We start from the raw sequence: 17,581 nt of genomic DNA, 5'->3' as shown, positions 1-17,581 counted from the left end.
TCTTTGCTTGAACATACGAGCTATGCCATATTGCCTTCAGACGCAGGAGAAACGGAGGAACAGGTACATGAGGTTGGTTCTGTGGAATCGGTGAAATGGGATGGGGAAGTAGTGGAAGGAACGTTAACCGAAGGGGCGTTCTTCCTTTATCTTCTTAATGACCAATCACTCCGATTCAGCGTTCACCCTTTTGATAAAGTTTCCAGAGACAGCACGCTGGCAGTATTAGAGGATGAACCTGTCAAAGATGCAGAGTTCTCAGAATCTGATGCTGAAATTTTCTTAAGCTACAAGGATCTGCAAGTGACTGTCGAAAAGAGTCATTTATCTATTACAGCTCAAAGAAATGGGAAGACAGTGTTTCAGCTATCCAATGTATCTTTCAATAAACATAAGAAGGTGTTTGGTACATTCGAAAAGGATTTCAAAACTCCTGTATACGGGTTAGGAGAGAAGAGTGGGTTCCTTAATAAAAACGGAGAGAAAATCACGAACTGGAATACGGATGTATTTGCCCCTCACAACAAGGACACAGTCGAATTGTATCAATCCATTCCGTTTGCTGTTATTCACGAGCCTGGGGAGGCGACCACCGGTGTATTTCTGGACAATTCTCACCGAACAGAATTCGATATGCAAACATTCAAAGATAGAGTGAGGATTTCTGCAGAGGGAGGTCCATTAAATACTTACATCATTCTTGGGGAGGATATCAAAGATACATTACGTGGATATACAACAATAACAGGCACGACACCACTGCCCCCTCAATGGTCCTTGGGTTACCATCAGTCCCGTTACAGCTATCGTTCCGAAGAGGAAGTGCGAGAGGTAGCTGCAGCTTTTGAGAAATACGAGATCCCTCTCGATTGTATTTTTTTAGATATTCACTACATGAATGATTATAGAGTGTTCACTTTCGACAAAGACCGCTTTCCTAATGCAGGCAACCTTATCAAAGAACTGGATGCACGCGGTATTGATGTCGTTCCTATCGTCGATCCCGGAGTCAAGAAAGATGTGGAATACCCTGTATATCGTGAAGGTGTTAGTGAAAATTTCTTCAGTACGTATATAGACGGAAGTATCTATTATGGGGAGGTATGGCCAGGTGTCAGCGCTTTTCCCGACTTTTTTCAATCGAGAGTGCAAAAATGGTGGGGACACCTTCATGGGTTCTATACAGAAAAAGGTATACGTGGCATTTGGAATGATATGAATGAACCCTCTGTATTTAATGAGACCAAAACGATGGACCTGGACGTCATGCATAACCAGGACGGGAAACTTATCAGTCATAAAGAAGGGCATAATCTCTACGGATTATACATGAGCAAAGCTACATTTGAAGGATTAAAAGAACTGATACCCAATACGCGACCTTTCTCTCTGACGCGCGCCGGCTATGCAGGTGTGCAGCGATATTCGGCTGTTTGGACGGGAGATAACCGCAGTCATTGGGAGCATTTAGAAATGTCCCTTCCGATGATTATGAATCTCGGAATGTCCGGGGTGGCATTCAGTGGTGCTGACGTCGGAGGGTTTGCATCCGACTGCACTCCTGAGCTGCTGATTCGTTGGACACAAGTGGGTGCCTTTCTTCCCTATTTTAGAAATCATAGTGTTCAGGATTCTATTTATCAGGAACCGTGGGCGTTCAATGAAGAAACGATGACGATCGTCAAAAAGTTCATCCAGTTAAGGTATGAGTTTATGCCTTATCTTTATACGCTCTTTCATGAAGCAGAGAAAAGTGGAGTGCCAGTAGTCAGGCCGTTAATAATGGAGTACCCAGACGATAAAGAGGCAACTGACATAAGCGATCAGTTTCTCTTAGGAAGAGATGTGATGGTGGCACCAATGCTTCGCCCGGGCCAGACGCATCGCTCCGTTTACTTCCCGAATGGAACATGGTTCGACTGGTGGAGCGGAGAAGAAATCGAAGGTGGTAAATTTCACCTTGTGTATGCAGATATAGACACCATTCCCGTCTTTGTTAAGGCAGGGACGGTTCTTCCCCTTGGGAATGAGGTGAAAAACACGAAAGAACGACAGCGTGTCAGACTGATCGCTTTCTCTGATGGGGATAGAGACATGAAAGGTCAAATATATGAAGACGATCATATTTCTTATAAATATCTAGAAGGTAAATATGTTTTAACAGATATTACTCTATCATCAGAAGGGGTAGTAAAGACTTACAAACAAGGTGATTTTGAATCGAATTTAGTAGTATCAGATATAAAAATAATCGGAAAATAAAAGGATGGTTGGTATGACGACGGCATGGTGGAAGAAAAGGACGGTATATCAGATTTACCCGAAAAGTTTCAATGACACGACAGGTAATGGAGTGGGGGATATCCCAGGCATCATCGAAAAACTCGATTATTTAAAGAAGCTTGGAATCGATGTGATCTGGCTGTCGCCGGTGTATGATTCTCCTCAGGAGGACAACGGGTACGACATACGTAACTATAGAATGATTGATGATCTGTTCGGCTCCATGGAAGACATGGACAGGTTGCTGGAAGAGGCACATAGTCGTGATTTGAAGATCGTCATGGATCTTGTCGTGAACCATACCTCTGATGAACACCCATGGTTCGTAGAGTCTAAGAGTAGCAAGGACAATCAGTATCGTGACTATTACATTTGGAAAGATGGAAAAGCGGACGGAGGGCCTCCGACGAACTGGGGATCGATTTTCAGCGGCTCCGCGTGGAAATATGATGAACAAACGGGTCAATATTACCTTCATTTGTTCGCAGAAAAACAGCCTGACCTTAACTGGGAAAATCCAACAATGAGAAAAGATGTCTATGACATGATGAACTTCTGGTTGGACAAAGGGATAGACGGGTTTCGTATGGATGTCATCAATTTCATATCGAAAGACCAGGCTTATCCGGACGGGGAAGTGAAGAGCGGAGAGAAATATGGAGATCCGGGTCCTTATTTCGTTAATGGTCCTCGTATCCATGAATTTTTACAGGAGATGCACGGAGAAGTCCTTGCGGGACGTGACGTCATGACAGTAGGAGAAATGCCAGGGGCTGAACCGGAAGATGGGAAAGTTTATACAGATCCGGATAATCAGGAGCTGGATATGATTTTCACGTTCGAACATATGTCGCTTGATGAAGAAGGGGGAGATAAGTGGAACATAAAACCTCTGGATCTGAGAGATCTGAAGGAGAACTTTGAAAAATGGCAGACCTCCCTTCATGGCACCGGTTGGAATAGTTTGTATTGGAATAATCACGACCAGCCCCGTATCGTCTCCCGCTTTGGTGATGATGGAGAATACAGAGAGAAGTCTGCGAAAATGCTTGCGACTTGTCTGCATATGATGCAGGGAACGCCTTACATTTATCAAGGGGAAGAAATCGGGATGACAAATGTGCACTTTGACGATTTGAACGATTATCAGGATATTGAAACGTTGAATATGTACAAGGAAAAGTCCGAGCTTGGTTGGTCTCATGAAAGGATCATGGAAGCGATATACACGAAGGGGCGAGACAATGCGAGAACGCCGATGCAGTGGGACTCTTCGAGGAACGCGGGATTCACGGAAGGAACGCCGTGGCTTCCCGTAAACCATAATTATAAGTCTATTAATGCTGAATCGGCACTTCATAGTCAGAACTCTATTTTTTATCATTACCAGGACTTGATTCGTCTCAGGAAAAAAATGAACATTATTACCCAAGGTCGGTTTCAATTGCTTTTGCGAGAGGACCCGCAAATTTTCGCCTACGAACGGCAGGGAGAGATCGATTCGCTGTACGTGATTTGTAATTTTTCTTCAGAAAATATAGAAATAACCGGGGAATTGAACGAAGAATTGAAAGGAGCAGAAGTGATCATTTCCAATGAGAAGTATCCAGAACCGTCAAATCTACAGCCATGGGAAGGGACGGTTTACTGGTTGAAGAAGTAGAAGGTTTACAAAAAATTCAGACTGATATATGATAACAGACAAAGAAACAAAAAACTGCATACCGATTGATGCACTAGGGGAGCCATAGATGGCTGAGAAGAACACAGTTCTGACCCTTTGAACCCGATCTGGATAATACCAGCGTGGGGAAGTGCGGTCTGAGAGAAAACACAAACTCTTTTTGATAGACAGACTGCATCCCACGGCCGGGTGCAGTCTTTTTGTTTTTTCAATCAAAAGGAGGAATCATAGATGAGTAACCAATGTGGAAATTCAAGAATTGCAGGGTGTTCCTTTTCGGTCCATCCGATGAGTGATGAATTCATCGAGCATATCAAAGGAAGCCTGAAGGAAACGGATACGTCGAATGTGTGGATGGATACAGACGAGGTGACCACAACGGTACGCGGGGAAATTGAACATGTTTTCGACGTGACGAGAGCAGTGTTTCTGAGAATTGCACAAACAGGCGTACACACGGCTTTCAATGCGACGTATTCGATCGGGTGCCCGGGTGATTCCGCAGGAGACCAGTACACTGGAGATATCGGTGATCCTGCTAACGGTCTTCGTGAAGTGCAGCAGCACACTAGTGCGAAATTTTCCCTTTATCCGATGGGTGGGGGAGATTACATGGATGTTATTTCCCGGGAAATTAATCGAATGCAGGAAAAAGGTGTCGATGTTTCAGCGGCTCACTACGCTACGAAATTATCAGGGGACGTCAACAATATGTTCGATGGTCTCGAAGAAGTGTTCCGGGAAACGGAGAATAGTGGATCGTCTCATACGGTTATGACAGTGACGATGTCGGCGAACAGTCCATCCCAGAAAGGGAAGAAGTCATGAAGAACTGGAAGCTGAAAGAGATTGTCGTCATGTCCGTGCTTTCAGTAGTTTTCGCTGTTGTGTATCTGGCTTTTCTCCCCGTCGGAAAAGTCTTGGTCGGGTTCTTCGGGCCGATCGGTTATGATTTCATTTTCGGCATCTGGTTCATCGTTTCGATCATCGCTGCCTATATCATACGGAAACCGGGAGCCGCTTTTCTTTCGGAGACGATAGCCGCGACGGTGGAAGTGCTGCTCGGGAATGCCGTAGGACCGATGTTGATCATCAGCGGTATGATCCAGGGCCTCGGAGCGGAAGCCGGGTTCGCTTTGACCCGATATCGCCGCTATGACTTATGGACGCTGATGTTCGCCGGGATGATGGCTGGTGTGTTCAGCTTCGCCTGGGGATACTTCCAATCCGGGTTCGCTGCCCTTGCCGGAGGGTATGTCCTTCTCATGTTCATCAGCCGTGTCCTTAGTGGAGCTCTGATTGCAGGGGTAGGCGGAAAAGCACTCAGTGACGCTCTGGCGAAAACAGGGGTGCTGTCGAGCTTTGCTTTAGGAAAAGAAAAACGGAAGAAGCATGCGGCATGATGAATGTCAGCAATCTTACTTTGAACTATGAAGATAGAGAAGAGCCGGTGCTCCGCGATATATCGTTTTCCGTTAATGAAAAGGAAACGGTCCTCCTGCTCGGGGCCAGTGGTTCCGGTAAGAGTACGCTCACTCATTGTCTTACTGGGCTTTACCCGAGAGAGTTGGAAGGATCGATGGAAGGAAGAGTCATCTTCCATGATAAACCGGTGGCCGATGCGTTGCCCGGTGCTGTAAGCCGCAGTATAGGCATCGTATTTCAGGACCCGGAAACGCAATTCTGTATGCTGACGGTCGAGGATGAAGTGGCGTTCGGCCTCGAAAATCTTCAGGTAGACCCTGAGGTGATGGAGGAAAGCATCGATGCGGTGCTTAGAGACGTCGGGTTACAGGAGAAAAAGAAAGCGAAGATTACCTACCTTTCCGGTGGAGAAAAGCAGAAACTGGCGCTTGCCTGCATTCTTGTGATGAACCCGACGATGATCATTCTTGATGAACCGACAGCCAATCTCGACCCGGTAGCTACAGAGGCATTCGTTTCTTTATTGGAGAAACTCAAAAGAACGACGGAAGTATCGTTTTTCGTTATTGAACACGATTTGGACCCCTGGGTATCCATGACGGACCGGGTGCTGATGCTGGGAAGGGACGGTCGAATTTTTTACGATGGTCCCCTTCGAGGAGGCCTGCAACAATACGCAGGAGACCTGAAATCTGAAGGGATTTCTATGCCAAGGGTCTCTGAGTTGGCACTTCAAGCTGGCGTCGTCGGTTCTTCGATCCCCTTGACGATGGAGGAGTTGAAAGGTCGATTTCCTATTATTTCAGGGGATAGACATAAGGGAGAAGGCAAGGAGTCATTACTTGGTGCCGAGCATGTAAGTTGGAAATCCGTCCTGCGAGATGTGGATGTGTCCGTGGAGAAAGGGTCTTTCACAGCAGTGGTCGGGCCGAATGGAAGCGGAAAAACGACGCTATGTCGCTTGCTTGCGGGGATTACTGCTCCATCTTCCGGTGAAATCTGGCATCCCTTCGGAAAAAAAGAGCGGTTCTCTCATGTCGGTTATGTCTTTCAGAATCCTGAGCATCAGTTTCTGACTGACAGCGTATGGGAGGAGGTCGCTTATAGTAGTGCTGACCATGCACAGGTGAAGCGTATGCTTGAGTGGTGCGGCCTCACGAACCATGCGGATCTTCATCCGTTTCGTCTCAGCCAGGGTCAGAAGCGGAGACTCAGTGTAGCGACGATGCTCGTAAATGATCAGGACGTTCTGTTTCTCGATGAACCTACATTTGGTCAGGATGCTGCATCTACGGAGCATTTGATGAAGTTGTTAGAGGACAAGCATCGCTCGGGAACAACGATTGTCATGATTACGCATGATATGGAACTTGTCGATGTCTATGCGACGCGGGTAATTGCAATGAAAGAGGGGCAGATCGCTTATAGCGGTGATCCGGAAGAATTGTGGGAAGAAGACGTGGAGGCCCTCCATTTGAAACGGCCATTACGGGTGCAGTTGGAGAGTGAAGCTTATGTACCTCAATGAGATGAATCCGAGTGTGAAAGCATTGACGATTCTTGGACTCGTGCTCGTACTGGCATTGCTCTTCGACCCCATAACTCCGCTGCTTTTCACGGTTTCCGTTATAATTATCACTTTCCTGTTCGGAACGTTCCGGAAAAAGCATTACTTGCTGTACCTGCTCCCCTTCACAATTTTCGCTTTCGGCATGCTCTGGACGACGATCGCTTTTGCGGATGTGCCGAAGAACCCTGGCGATACAGTGAATCTTATAGGTTGGGAAGTACCCAGAGAGGACTTACTCGTTGCTCTGTCGTTATCTTTCAGAGTTCTGGCATTCGCAACGCTGTCCCTGCTGTTTATGTTCACGACGAACATGGTGGAATTTCTATTAAGCCTGATGCAGCAGTTGAGACTTCCACCGAAGTTAGCGTACGGGATCTTGGCAGGTTATCGATTCTTACCCATGTTGAAAACCGAGTTCGGACAGATCCAGGCAGCTCATCGGGTGCGGGGGCTTGGTCAAGAGAGCAGATGGAAGAGGTATCGCCGTTTTGCTGTGCCGCTTTTGGCCGGAGCCATCCGGAAAGCGGAGCGGACGGCGGTTGCGATGGAGTCGAAAGGGTTCACCGGAAGCAGGGAGCGAACCTTTTACCGGAATCTTTCCATCCGTAAAAAAGATTGGCTGTTTCCGGCAGGGATGAGCCTGCTCTTAGGTGTGATACTATTCCTCAGTATTCATTTCGGTTACTTTTCCTGGTATCAGGGGCAATTATGATTTTAAAACGCTCAGATTCTTGAAGAAGAATCACTGAGCGTTTTTTTACTTGCTTCAACTTTTCGCATAGAGAAGTTGGATTCCCATCGCGATGAAAATGAAGCCTGTCGCTTTGTTCAATAGCTGACTGCTCCTGGAAGCACCGCGCAGCTTCGTCGTCGTGGCGGAAGCAAGAAGTGCCGTGATGAAGAACCAGATTGTTCCGGTCGTCGTAAAAATCAAGCCGAGCGTCAGAAAGGAGAGAGAGGCGGTTACACCGGTATCCGCCTGGACAAACTGAGGCAGAAAGGCAAGGAAGAAGATAGCGACTTTCGGGTTGGTCACGTTTGTGATCATTCCCTGAAGGAAAATCTTGCGGTTCGATTGTTTCGGGACCGCCACTTGTTCCTCCGTAGCTTTCTGTTTGGTCAGGATCATCTGCAGGCCGAGATATCCCAGGTAAAGAGCCCCGATGATTTTGACGATGGTAAACAGGAGGGCGGACTGCATAAGTATTACGGAAAGGCCCAGTGCCGCAAGCAGCGTATGTACAATGATTCCTGCAGAGATACCGAGCGCAGAATAAGCGCCTGCGCCGAGTCCCTGGGAGGCACTTCGTGATACAATGTACATAGTATCGGTTCCGGGAGTGAGATTTAAGAGAATAGCAGCAAGAACGAATGCTTCAATATTTATGATATCGATCATGGACATCTCCCCTTTTTTCTGTTAATTATAAGCAAAATCCCTCGAAGATGAAACATTATCTCTTTTTTTTCGTAACTAAGAAAAGGGTTTCACTTTTAAGAAGGAGGAAATACTCATGTCTACGATACTTGGTGTACTGATGATTGTTGCTATTTTATCCATCCCATTTTTCCTGGCGAGACTGATGGACCGCCTTACCGGGAAGCATAGGCGGATGCACCGGAATAAAGAGATTACGAACAGTCGCCGCGGTTCAGGAGCGGCACAGGAAGCAAGAAACGATGCTCACCGCAAAACCCAGGGTGATTTGCATAGTCCAGGTGGCCCCGGTGATTGAAGGAGAATTAGTGATGAATGAACAGGCAAAACAATATTGGAAAAACTATTGGAACGGGAGTCCTGCGCCCGAGAACGTATCGGCGTGGGCTTTCGGTGTGGATGAAGATGAGCTTGCGGATCTCGTCATCAAAGGCATCAAAACGGCAACGTGCTCCGCTTATGATGAATATGTCGCCGGAAATGAAGCGCTGCCTGAAGAAGGGGAATACAGCATCATCCTCGATTCAAAAGAAGAACCGGTAGCCATTATCCGTACGTTCAAGGTGACGGTCATGCCGATGAATGAAGTACCTGAATCTTTTGCGTGGAAAGAAGGGGAAGGGGATCGTTCTTATAAATACTGGTGGGAGGCACACGAGCGTTTTTTTCGCTTAGCGATGAAGGAGATTGGAAAAGGCTTCACGGAAGACATGCCCGTCGTCTGTGAAGAATTCGAACTTTTAGATGTGAGGGATTATTAATGGAAATACGACTGTTGAAGCCGGACGATGCAAATATGTACTGGGACCTGAGACTGGAGGCGCTCAGCAATAACCCGGAAGCATTTGCGACGAGCTATGAAGAAGCGATGTCTAAAGAGGACCCCGTACGCGAAGTATCGAAACGCCTAGCGGACCCGGATAGTTTTACGTTCGGCGCGATTTGGGATGACGAGATTGTGGGGATGATGACACTCGTTCTGCAGGATACGAGCAAACTGAAACACGTCGCTCATCTGATCGGGGTTTATGTGTCACCGGTTGTCCGCAACAAGGGCGTAGGTGGTCAGCTTCTTAAGAAAACGATAGAGAAAGCGAAAGAGGAGGGGTACATAGAGAAAATCAACCTTTCCGTCGTCACGAACAATGAGTCGGCCATCCGTTTGTATGAAAAAGAAGGATTTTATACGTGGGGCACAGAAAAGAAAGCTCTCAAGATGAACGGGGCCTATTATGATGAATCCCACATGTCCCTGGAGCTTTCCGATGAGTAGACGGGTGAGTTTGTTCATCGCCATGAGTCTTGACGGATATATAGCGGCAGAAGGCGAGTCCCTCGACTGGCTTGAGGAGGTCGAAGGGGAAGGCGATAATGGCTTCTCTGAATTTTACGGAACGGTGGATACGATTGTGATGGGACGCAGAACGTATAACTGGGTGATGCGGCAGGACTTGGAAGAGTGGCCGTATCCGGGTAAGCAAACGTACGTCATCACAAATGGAGATTATGAAAACACCCCTCATGTGACGTTTGCCCGTCCTGAAGTACTCCGGGATCTGAAGCAGCAGAGTGGAAATACGATCTGGATCGTCGGAGGCGGCGATCTTTTGCGTACGTATTTGAATCGAGGCGATATAACCGATATCATTGTAACCGTTGCGCCGATTTTGCTTGGCGGGGGCATTCCTCTGTTTGACGAGGTTCCGCAGACGAAGCTTGTAAAAAGACGAGTCCGGGAATTTGGTCAGTTCACGGAGATGCAATTTGAAGTAAAAGGATAAGGAAGAAGGGATAGTATTCAAAACGAACTTAATCATGCCGGGGTCGGGAAGCGGCTCATTGCTTATCTCCTCGACGGAGTAATTATAGCCATAATTTCTACATTGGTGGTCTATCCATTTTTTGAAGGTCCGACCAGGGATTTCATAGATAGCAATTGGTTTACGCTGATCAATGGCATATACCTGATGGTTGTACCGGCTGTGTGGAGTGGTTACACTTTAGCAAAGCGAATGGTAAAGATACGGGTGAGGAAACTCGATGGATCGGATGTATCGCTATTCGATATGTTCATCCGTGACTTCATCGGAAAAGTACTGCTCGGTGCTCTCACGTTTGGAATCACAACGTTTATAAGCCTTATCATGGTGTCTATGAAACAGCGCCGTGCCATCCATGACTACATGGCCGGCACGTACGTCTATTCAGATTAAGGATTACGGAGATACGAGTTTCAACCCGACGACGGCAGCGATGATCAGAGAAAGAAAGAAAATCCGCTTGCCGTCTCGCGGTTCTCCGTATAAAAGCATCCCGAATAATGCTCCGCCAGATGCTCCTATTCCCGTCCACACGGCATAAGTAAGCCCCATCGGCAGTGTCTCCATCGCAAGGGCGAGAAATACGAAACTCGACGTAAACCCGGCAGCCAAAAGCAATAGCGACAGGAATGACCGTTCTGAATGAAATTTATTGATCATAAGTACTCCGAACATTTCTCCGAGTCCGGCAACTATCAAATACGTCCACGCCATCAGGTCGCCTCCTCTTCATCCGGTGTCACCATTTTGAGACCGATAACTCCGATCAGCAAGGCACCGATCAACAGCAACTTGGCTGTCCCCGCTGATTCCCCGAAGAATAACATGCCGGCAAGCACCGTTCCTGCTGAACCGATACCTACAAACACCGCATATACCGTCCCTGCCGGAAGTTTCCGCCCTGCCATGATCATATAGTAGAAACTTATAATGATAGCAATCACGGTCCCTGTCCATTCTATGAAACTATCGGCATGTTTCAGGCCGATCACCCATCCTATTTCAAAGAAAGCGGCGATGACCACTTTCAGCCATTGAATATTCATCGTTCATTCCTCCTGATTTCCATCGTAGCACAAGATTTGTCATCTCGTCCGCTCGGGCGATTGGAGCGGATGACTGTTATGCGACACTTTTCCCGTATTCGCCGGTGAAAGTGTCGCTTTTGTTTTGTATTGAGCCGTTCGTGAGCTGCGCCAGGATTATGAGCGGTTCATTCCGGGATTTGCGGTACACTCAGGCAGGCGCATGCCCTTGTGAACGGCGCATAAATCATTAAAAGGGAATTTTGTTACGGGGGTCGGGGAATTTGCTGGACACTCAGGGTGGGCGTTTCTATCTCGAGTGTCGTGCTACTAATATACCGCGCCGTTCAAACGAATAAGAGTAAAGTGAGTGGGTGGCAACAATATTTGCGGGACACTCACAAAGGAAGCACACTGGTGAACGGCTCGATAACCGTATCCGATCACTTTCCAATGAAAAAGACCTGCCGACTGGGCAGGCCTCACATTCAATCGATATCGATGAACTTTCCTGGATTCATGATGTTGTTCGGATCGAGCGCTCTTTTGATCGTTTTCATAATACCAAGCGCAGCTCCATGTTCCGCTTCGAGGTATTTCTTCTTCCCGAGTCCGACGCCATGTTCCCCTGTGCAGGTACCTCCACGTTCAAGCGCATGCTCGACGATCGCTTTATTGAAATTCTCCGCTTTCCGGATGTCTTCTTCGTTCGATTTGTCGATCATCATCAGCGCGTGGTAGTTCCCATCGCCCACGTGACCGACGATGCCTCCCGGAAGACCCTGCTTCTCGAGCTGTTCTCTTCCGAAAATGATCGCTTCTGCGAGCGAAGAGATAGGGACACAGACATCGGTCACCATCATCGATCGGCCAGGGTAGTCGTGGGAGTAGGTGTAAGCGAGATTGTGCCGCCCCTCCCACAGTTTCATCCGGGTCTGGTTATCTTTTTCGAATATCACATCCGTACAGCCGTGATCGTTGAGAATCTCTTCCGTGAAAGCTACATCCTGGTTCAGCCCGGCTTCATTTCCATGAAACTCCAAAAATAGCGTCGGATTCACCTCATAGTCCGTGTCCATCAACTTGTTGACCTGCTGAATCGACGTTTCATCCACGAGTTCGACCCTGGCGACGGGAACGCCCGTCTGGACAATGGTCGTAACGGCATCCACCGCCTCGGTGATTCCTGGAAAAGTGGCGCGTGCCGCCGTAACGTGTTCAGGGATCCCGTAAACTTTCAGGGTGATTTCCGTAATACAGCCGAGCGTTCCTTCTGATCCGGTATAGAGGTCATTCAGGTTGTAGCCGGAAGATGATTTTTGAGCGAGGTTGCCAGTGTGAATGATTTGGCCATCCGGGGTGACGACTTCGAGGTCACGGATCTGGTCTTTCATCACGCCGTATTTGACGGAAGTGGTACCGCTGGCGTTCGTCGCCGTCATGCCACCGATTGTCGCATCTGCGCCCGGGTCTACCGGAAAGAAGAGACCGTGTTTTTTTAAGGCTTTATCCAGCATCGAACGCGTTACCCCGGGTTGCACGCGGACGAGAAGGTCTTGTTCACGGATTTCCACGATATCTTTCATTTCGGAAAAGTCGAGAGAGATTCCTCCAGAAGCAGGAACGACGTGTCCTTCAAGCCCTGAACCGAGACCGAACGGGGTCACGGGAGTTTTCGTTTCATTCGCGTAGCTCAGGACTTTGCTGACCTCTTCAGATGATTCAGGGAAAAGGACAGCCTCCGGAAGATGAGCCGTGTGGTGCGATTCGTCTTTGCTGTGGTGTTCGAGAATCGTTTCATTGGTCGTCATCCGGTTTTCGGATATGAGTTGTTTGAAGCGTTCAAGGGTTTCTGCATTCATATGTAACCGCCTCCTTCCCCTGATTATACATAACTTTCTGATATTTTCACACAAGGTTTTTGAAATTATATATCGGAATATTTTGAAATAATTTGACATAATAGTTCAGAGACTATATACTTTAAGCAACAACAAAGGTGGGGGTTGGATGGAGTATATCATTGGAATCGATGGAGGAGGATCCGAGACGGAGGTGGCTTTCTTTCCCGAAGAAGATCTTCATAATCCGGTGCAGGTGAATTATGGATCTGGTTCGAATCCGCGATCTGTTGGTTATGATCAAAGTGCATCGGTAATTGCTTCTATTGTGGAGAAGGGGATGAAACAACAACGCATAGCCCCTGAGTCCATTGTCGGTGTCGGAGCGGGTATCGCTGGAGCTGGGAGAGCGCAGGAGCAGGAGGAATTGATGGGACGATTGAAGTCTCTTTTTTTAGACCTTAATATATCTGAAAATTCTAACATTAAAGTCTCTTCTGATAGTGAAGTCGCTCTTCTTGGAGCATTGCCTCCAGGTACGCGGTCCGGGATGCTGATCATTTCCGGTACCGGATCCAACGCTGTCGGTATAGATGAAGAAATCTTTTGCAAAAGTGGAGGGTGGGGGCATCTTTTCGGAGACGAAGGAAGTGGTTATGACATCGGTGAGAAAGTGTTGAGGCGCGTGGCGAAGGAGAAGGATGGACGTAGCCCTTCCAGTGAGCTTACGGAAATCGTACTCAAAGAAGTGGGTTTGGAACATGCCGAGGACTTGATCGATCATTACTACCGGGCGGAAGATCAGAAACGCGAGATTGCTGCTTTGGCAAAGCCGGTGCTGGAGCATGAGAATCTTTCGGTAGTACAGGGTATTCTTGAAGACATCGTAACGGAATTAGTCCTTCATATCCGCAGTCTACATAACAAAATGACAACCAGGGGAAGGGACGTTCCTATTTTCACGGCAGGTGCAATCTTCGAACATTCTGCGTTCGTCAAAGAAATTTTCAGAAAGCGAGTGGAATCCGAGAATCTTGGGTGGCTGATGCAAGCGTACTCGTCCCCTGCTTCCGGGGCGGCAAAACTCGTAGAAAGGAGAGGGGTCTGATGGAAGAGGATAAACTCAAGACACTAGTGACAGAAAGCCGGAACCCGAGAAGCGCTGCCCTCGATACGGAGTCCACGATGGGCATGCTCAGAATAATGAATAAGGAAGACAGGATGGTCGCTGAAGCTGTCGAAAAGGTGTTGCCTCAAGTGGCGGAGACGGTCGATGAAATCGTGAAGCGGATGAAGAAAGGGGGACGCCTCTTTTATATCGGAGCGGGGACGAGTGGCCGCATCGGCTATGTTGACGCCTCTGAATGTCCGCCTACGTTCATGACTTCCCCTTCACAGGTCCAGGCGATCATGGCAGGAGGCGAAGAAGCTTTTCATCAGGCGAAGGAAAATGCGGAAGACAGCGAGGAAGAAGGAATGAGGGATATAGAAGAGGCGACTCCTGATGAGAAGGATGTCGTCATAGGAATCACTGCGAGCGGGCGGACTCCGTATCCGATCGGAGCATTGAAAAAGGCGTCCGAGAAAGGCGCCTACACAGTAGCTCTTGCATGCAACCCCGACTCGGAGATCAGTACTTATGCGGACTGTAGCATAGAAGTGGTCGTAGGTCCTGAGGTTCTTACAGGATCGACCAGGTTAAAAGCTGCCACGTCTCATAAAATGATACTGAATATGATTTCCACGTCTGTCATGGTTCAACTTGGAAAAGTCTACGAGAATCTGATGGTGGACGTTCATGCCAGTAATTATAAACTGCGTAGAAGAGCGGAAAGTATTTTGAAAGCGATTACAGATATTAGCGAAGAAGAGGCTGCCAGTCTGATGGCAAACGCCAATTATGAGGTGAAAACTGCCATCATGATGAAGAAGGCGGACCTTTCCTATAAAGAAGCCAAAGAAGTGCTTAAGACGTATGAAGGTGATCTGCGAAAGGCCGAAGATTCTATGCTTCATTGATTTGAGAGCCGATAGTGGCTTCAAATAAAAATTTTCAAGGGGGATTTGTGGTGAAAAATTGGTGGAAGTACACATTCGCTACTTTGCTGCTGCTCGTTTTTATGGTTGTGGCCGGTTGTACGCCAGGCGCGGGAGGAGACGATAGTGACTCTGAGGATGATTCGGATAGCGGAGAAGGGATGGAAGAAAGCGCAGACGGAGAAATTTCGGGAGAACTGGAAATCCAATACTTTGTAGGAGGTTACGGAGATTCCTGGTGGAAAGAAGTAATCGCCGATTTCCAGGAAGAGTATCCGGACGTCACGATAACTGAACATGCAGGACCTAATATCAACGAAGAAATGAGATCGCGCTGGGTGTCGGAAGATCCGCCTGATGTTGTGTATATCGATGGTGCTGGATCCAGTGAAACACAGATGGTCGAGGATGGTCAGCTGATGAATATGACAAGTTTCCTTGATGAAATCGAACTGGAAGACGGGAGCTCTCTGAAAGACAGCTTCATTGTTGACCCTGCCACCTATGACGGCGAAATCTATAGTCTACCGCTCGTCTTCGATACATGGGGTACGTGGTATGACAGTGCCTGGTTCGAAGAGAAAGGATGGGAAGCGCCTGAAAACTTCCAGGACTTCATGGATACTATGGGAACGATTCAGGACGAAGAAGGTATTGCTCCATTCGTTACCACAGGCCAGTATCCTTACTATTTTCTGAGAGGGATGATGTATCCTGCTTTCGGAGCCAAAGGTGGCGATGAATTGCTGACGCAGACAATCCAGGGACAGGAAGGGGCCTGGAGCAGTGACGAGGTTATGGAAGTGATCCAGAACATCGAGTCTATGCAGGAAGAAGGGTATATCGATTCCGACTTCGGCGCCCTGAACCATACCCAGTCCCAAATGAACTTCCTGAATCATGACAATGCATTTATCCCTGTAGGATTCTGGTTGCCGAATGAAATGTCCGAAGACACACCGGAAGGATTCGAGTATGGATTCATACCTTCTCCGATGCAGGAAGAAGGAGAGCCTTACGCCATCGTTCCTGACCTGCGTCCGCTTGCGATCGCCGAACAGGCAGATAACCCGGAAGCAGCGAAAGCATTCGTCGAATTCGTTTTCACCAAAGAATACGCCAAGTCTTTCTCTGAGCACACCGGAGCCCTTATGAACCTTCAAGGGGTGGATCTGACGGGATCCGAAGAGGTGCCTTCGTTCCTGATCGAAGCGAATGAGATGATCAACAATCCTGGTAAAGTACAAATCTATCAGAAGCCTCATCCGATGAGCGCGGATCTTGAGACGCCGATCAGTAATTCCCTTGTCTCTCTCATGCTCGGAAATATTACGGCGGAGGAATTTGTGGAAGAAGCGGAAGCCGCTGCAGAGGAGTATAGAAATTCTCTGGAATAACGCTCATGTCATACGGAGGTGTTTAACACACCTCTGTATTTCATTTCCGGATATGCACGATGGTCGGGTATGGAGGGCACAGGTGATAAGTTGGAGATGTTCCTGTTTCCTCTCTATCCGAAAATTATGAACAGCTTATGAAAAGAGGGGGAGAGTATGGTCCAATCCAAAAAACAGAGGTACCTTTTCTTGGCCTTTTGCCTGGTACCTACGTTCCTGATGTTTTCAGTATTCACCTTGTATCCTCTGTTCAACGGCCTCTATTATTCTTTCTTTCAATGGTCGGGAGCTTCTTCCGCCGCAGAATTCATAGGGCTTGATAATTACAGAAAATTGTTCAGCGATGAAATCATACCTGCTACGATCTGGCACGATTACTTTCTCGTCATCACAAAAATCATCGGCATCATGATCCTTTCCACTTTTTTTGCCGTGGCTTTGACGCAGATGAAGATCAAAGAAGCACCCTTTTACCGTATCGTGTTCTTCTTCCCTAATATCATGTCGGTCGTCGTCATCGGTATCCTGTGGATGTTCATTTACAACCCCAGTCTCGGTCTGGTGAACTCAGGTCTTGAATTCCTGGGGCTGGAAGGATGGACGAAAGCGTGGCTCGGGAATGAGAACTGGGCTTTGCCGAGTCTTGTTCTTCCGTCTGTATGGGCGGGAATCGGACTGTTCATGCTGATGCTTATGGGAGGGATATCCAATATATCGAAAAGTTATTACGAGGCTGCTGAGATAGATGGAGCTACAGGATGGCAGCAATTCTGGAAGATCACTCTACCGCTTGTGTGGCCACAGATTAAAATTTCTATCCTTTATATCATCATTACGACGCTGAACGGCTCTTTTATCATCGTACAGGTCATGACCAAGGGTGGACCGAACAATGCTACCCATGTCATGGGTTCTTATCTTTATGAAGAAGCGTTTGTGAAATACAACTTCGGATATGGTGCAACCATCGGAGTGATGATTTTGGTTCTGTCTCTGATTACCGTGTTGATCATGCAATACTTCATGAGAAGGGAAAAAGTGGAATACTAAGAGGAGGGATG

The 17,581-nt window shown here is 47.7% G+C and carries 19 protein-coding genes and 1 riboswitch; of the genes, 15 read left to right on the top strand and 4 right to left on the bottom strand.

What is annotated here, in order from left to right; all coding sequences use genetic code 11:
* The first annotated feature begins 3 nt into the window (after positions 1-3).
* The 6 genes from BLQ44_RS08210 (at position 4) to BLQ44_RS08185 (ending at position 7,674) form a co-directional block, all read left to right on the top strand.
* Positions 4-2,262: a glycoside hydrolase family 31 protein gene (locus BLQ44_RS08210; RefSeq protein WP_176757472.1), complete on the top strand. Its 2,259-nt coding sequence runs from the start codon at positions 4-6 to the stop codon at positions 2,260-2,262.
* A gap of 13 nt (positions 2,263-2,275) precedes the next feature.
* Positions 2,276-3,946, top strand: coding sequence for a glycoside hydrolase family 13 protein (locus BLQ44_RS08205; RefSeq protein WP_093193411.1), 1,671 nt, complete (start codon positions 2,276-2,278; stop codon positions 3,944-3,946).
* A 65-nt stretch (positions 3,947-4,011) separates the two neighbouring features.
* A riboswitch (TPP riboswitch) is annotated at positions 4,012-4,113 on the top strand.
* Between the two features lie 85 nt (positions 4,114-4,198).
* Positions 4,199-4,795, top strand: coding sequence for a YkoF family thiamine/hydroxymethylpyrimidine-binding protein (locus BLQ44_RS08200; RefSeq protein WP_093193410.1), 597 nt, complete (start codon positions 4,199-4,201; stop codon positions 4,793-4,795).
* Positions 4,792-5,370 (top strand): ECF transporter S component, encoded by a 579-nt coding sequence (locus BLQ44_RS08195; RefSeq protein ID WP_093193409.1) that lies wholly within the window; start codon positions 4,792-4,794, stop codon positions 5,368-5,370. The genes BLQ44_RS08200 and BLQ44_RS08195 overlap by 4 nt, the downstream gene beginning before the upstream one ends.
* Positions 5,367-6,920 (top strand): ABC transporter ATP-binding protein, encoded by a 1,554-nt coding sequence (locus BLQ44_RS08190; RefSeq protein ID WP_093193408.1) that lies wholly within the window; start codon positions 5,367-5,369, stop codon positions 6,918-6,920. Before BLQ44_RS08195 ends, BLQ44_RS08190 begins: the two co-directional genes overlap by 4 nt.
* Positions 6,907-7,674, top strand: a complete 768-nt coding sequence (locus BLQ44_RS08185) for an energy-coupling factor transporter transmembrane component T family protein (RefSeq protein ID WP_093193407.1) — start codon at positions 6,907-6,909, stop codon at positions 7,672-7,674. The genes BLQ44_RS08190 and BLQ44_RS08185 overlap by 14 nt, the downstream gene beginning before the upstream one ends.
* 54 nt (positions 7,675-7,728) lie before the next feature.
* Here BLQ44_RS08185 and BLQ44_RS08180 read toward each other — a convergent pair whose 3' ends face one another.
* Complete coding sequence (locus BLQ44_RS08180) at positions 7,729-8,361, bottom strand: LysE family translocator (protein WP_093193406.1); 633 nt, start codon at positions 8,359-8,361, stop codon at positions 7,729-7,731.
* Between the two features lie 115 nt (positions 8,362-8,476).
* On the opposite strand from BLQ44_RS08180, the gene BLQ44_RS08175 reads away from it, so the two are divergent.
* Genes BLQ44_RS08175 through BLQ44_RS08155 form a run of 5 tightly spaced genes read left to right on the top strand, consistent with a single transcriptional unit; the run spans position 8,477 to position 10,613 of the window.
* Positions 8,477-8,698, top strand: a complete 222-nt coding sequence (locus tag BLQ44_RS08175; protein ID WP_093193405.1) for a hypothetical protein — start codon at positions 8,477-8,479, stop codon at positions 8,696-8,698.
* 13 nt (positions 8,699-8,711) lie between these two features.
* Entirely contained in the window at positions 8,712-9,161 is a 450-nt protein-coding gene (locus tag BLQ44_RS08170; RefSeq protein ID WP_093193520.1) for an ASCH domain-containing protein, read from the top strand.
* Positions 9,161-9,673, top strand: a complete 513-nt coding sequence (locus tag BLQ44_RS08165; protein WP_245688133.1) for a GNAT family N-acetyltransferase — start codon at positions 9,161-9,163, stop codon at positions 9,671-9,673. Before BLQ44_RS08170 ends, BLQ44_RS08165 begins: the two co-directional genes overlap by 1 nt.
* The gene (locus tag BLQ44_RS08160; RefSeq protein ID WP_093193404.1) at positions 9,666-10,181 is read left to right on the top strand and encodes a dihydrofolate reductase family protein; all 516 of its coding nucleotides are present in this window, start codon (positions 9,666-9,668) and stop codon (positions 10,179-10,181) included. Before BLQ44_RS08165 ends, BLQ44_RS08160 begins: the two co-directional genes overlap by 8 nt.
* 15 nt (positions 10,182-10,196) lie before the next feature.
* Positions 10,197-10,613: an RDD family protein gene (locus BLQ44_RS08155; protein ID WP_093193403.1), complete on the top strand. Its 417-nt coding sequence runs from the start codon at positions 10,197-10,199 to the stop codon at positions 10,611-10,613.
* A 3-nt stretch (positions 10,614-10,616) separates the two neighbouring features.
* Here the strand turns inward: BLQ44_RS08155 and BLQ44_RS08150 are convergent, their stop codons facing one another.
* The 3 genes from BLQ44_RS08150 to BLQ44_RS08140 all read right to left on the bottom strand — a co-directional run bounded on the left by BLQ44_RS08150 (position 10,617) and on the right by BLQ44_RS08140 (position 13,107).
* Positions 10,617-10,934, bottom strand: coding sequence for a DMT family transporter (locus BLQ44_RS08150; RefSeq protein ID WP_093193402.1), 318 nt, complete (start codon positions 10,932-10,934; stop codon positions 10,617-10,619).
* Positions 10,934-11,266, bottom strand: a complete 333-nt coding sequence (locus BLQ44_RS08145; protein ID WP_093193401.1) for a DMT family transporter — start codon at positions 11,264-11,266, stop codon at positions 10,934-10,936. Before BLQ44_RS08145 ends, BLQ44_RS08150 begins: the two co-directional genes overlap by 1 nt.
* Positions 11,267-11,733: 467 nt before the next feature.
* Positions 11,734-13,107 carry an FAD-binding oxidoreductase gene (locus tag BLQ44_RS08140; RefSeq protein ID WP_093193400.1) on the bottom strand — a complete coding sequence of 458 codons (1,374 nt, stop codon included), beginning with the start codon at positions 13,105-13,107 and terminating at the stop codon, positions 11,734-11,736.
* Between the two features lie 148 nt (positions 13,108-13,255).
* On the opposite strand from BLQ44_RS08140, the gene BLQ44_RS08135 reads away from it, so the two are divergent.
* The 4 genes from BLQ44_RS08135 (at position 13,256) to BLQ44_RS08120 (ending at position 17,570) form a co-directional block, all read left to right on the top strand.
* Entirely contained in the window at positions 13,256-14,194 is a 939-nt protein-coding gene (locus BLQ44_RS08135) for an N-acetylglucosamine kinase (RefSeq protein ID WP_093193399.1), read from the top strand.
* The gene (gene murQ / locus BLQ44_RS08130) at positions 14,194-15,105 is read left to right on the top strand and encodes an N-acetylmuramic acid 6-phosphate etherase (protein ID WP_093193398.1); all 912 of its coding nucleotides are present in this window, start codon (positions 14,194-14,196) and stop codon (positions 15,103-15,105) included. The genes BLQ44_RS08135 and murQ overlap by 1 nt, the downstream gene beginning before the upstream one ends.
* 101 nt (positions 15,106-15,206) lie before the next feature.
* A complete protein-coding gene (locus BLQ44_RS08125) occupies positions 15,207-16,520 on the top strand; it encodes an extracellular solute-binding protein (protein WP_093193518.1) in 1,314 nt (437 codons plus the stop codon).
* Positions 16,521-16,676: 156 nt separating this feature from the next.
* Positions 16,677-17,570: a carbohydrate ABC transporter permease gene (locus tag BLQ44_RS08120; RefSeq protein ID WP_093193397.1), complete on the top strand. Its 894-nt coding sequence runs from the start codon at positions 16,677-16,679 to the stop codon at positions 17,568-17,570.
* Positions 17,571-17,581: the final 11 nt, after the last annotated feature.

Origin of the sequence: Salimicrobium halophilum (assembly GCF_900100295.1) — a bacterium.
GTDB lineage: Bacteria > Bacillota > Bacilli > Bacillales > Halobacillaceae > Salimicrobium > Salimicrobium halophilum.
The sequence above is the reverse complement of the archived record's forward strand: the minus strand, read 5'-3'. Positions and strand labels throughout refer to the sequence as shown.

Bases quoted from the DNA above. Each gene is read 5' to 3' on its own strand.
- BLQ44_RS08190 (WP_093193408.1), top strand. From the start codon at position 5,367: ATGATGAATGTCAGCAATCTTACTTTGAACTATGAAGATAGAGAAGAG.
- BLQ44_RS08140 (WP_093193400.1), bottom strand. From the start codon at position 13,107: ATGAATGCAGAAACCCTTGAACGCTTCAAACAACTCATATCCGAAAAC.
- BLQ44_RS08200 (WP_093193410.1), top strand. From the start codon at position 4,199: ATGAGTAACCAATGTGGAAATTCAAGAATTGCAGGGTGTTCCTTTTCG.
- BLQ44_RS08175 (WP_093193405.1), top strand. From the start codon at position 8,477: ATGTCTACGATACTTGGTGTACTGATGATTGTTGCTATTTTATCCATC.
- BLQ44_RS08125 (WP_093193518.1), top strand. From the start codon at position 15,207: ATGGTTGTGGCCGGTTGTACGCCAGGCGCGGGAGGAGACGATAGTGAC.
- BLQ44_RS08135 (WP_093193399.1), top strand. From the start codon at position 13,256: ATGGAGTATATCATTGGAATCGATGGAGGAGGATCCGAGACGGAGGTG.
- BLQ44_RS08180 (WP_093193406.1), bottom strand. From the start codon at position 8,361: ATGATCGATATCATAAATATTGAAGCATTCGTTCTTGCTGCTATTCTC.
- BLQ44_RS08195 (WP_093193409.1), top strand. From the start codon at position 4,792: ATGAAGAACTGGAAGCTGAAAGAGATTGTCGTCATGTCCGTGCTTTCA.
- BLQ44_RS08185 (WP_093193407.1), top strand. From the start codon at position 6,907: ATGTACCTCAATGAGATGAATCCGAGTGTGAAAGCATTGACGATTCTT.
- BLQ44_RS08120 (WP_093193397.1), top strand. From the start codon at position 16,677: ATGGTCCAATCCAAAAAACAGAGGTACCTTTTCTTGGCCTTTTGCCTG.
- BLQ44_RS08205 (WP_093193411.1), top strand. From the start codon at position 2,276: ATGACGACGGCATGGTGGAAGAAAAGGACGGTATATCAGATTTACCCG.
- BLQ44_RS08170 (WP_093193520.1), top strand. From the start codon at position 8,712: ATGAATGAACAGGCAAAACAATATTGGAAAAACTATTGGAACGGGAGT.
- BLQ44_RS08160 (WP_093193404.1), top strand. From the start codon at position 9,666: ATGAGTAGACGGGTGAGTTTGTTCATCGCCATGAGTCTTGACGGATAT.
- BLQ44_RS08150 (WP_093193402.1), bottom strand. From the start codon at position 10,934: ATGGCGTGGACGTATTTGATAGTTGCCGGACTCGGAGAAATGTTCGGA.
- BLQ44_RS08165 (WP_245688133.1), top strand. From the start codon at position 9,161: ATGGAAATACGACTGTTGAAGCCGGACGATGCAAATATGTACTGGGAC.
- BLQ44_RS08145 (WP_093193401.1), bottom strand. From the start codon at position 11,266: ATGAATATTCAATGGCTGAAAGTGGTCATCGCCGCTTTCTTTGAAATA.
- murQ (WP_093193398.1), top strand. From the start codon at position 14,194: ATGGAAGAGGATAAACTCAAGACACTAGTGACAGAAAGCCGGAACCCG.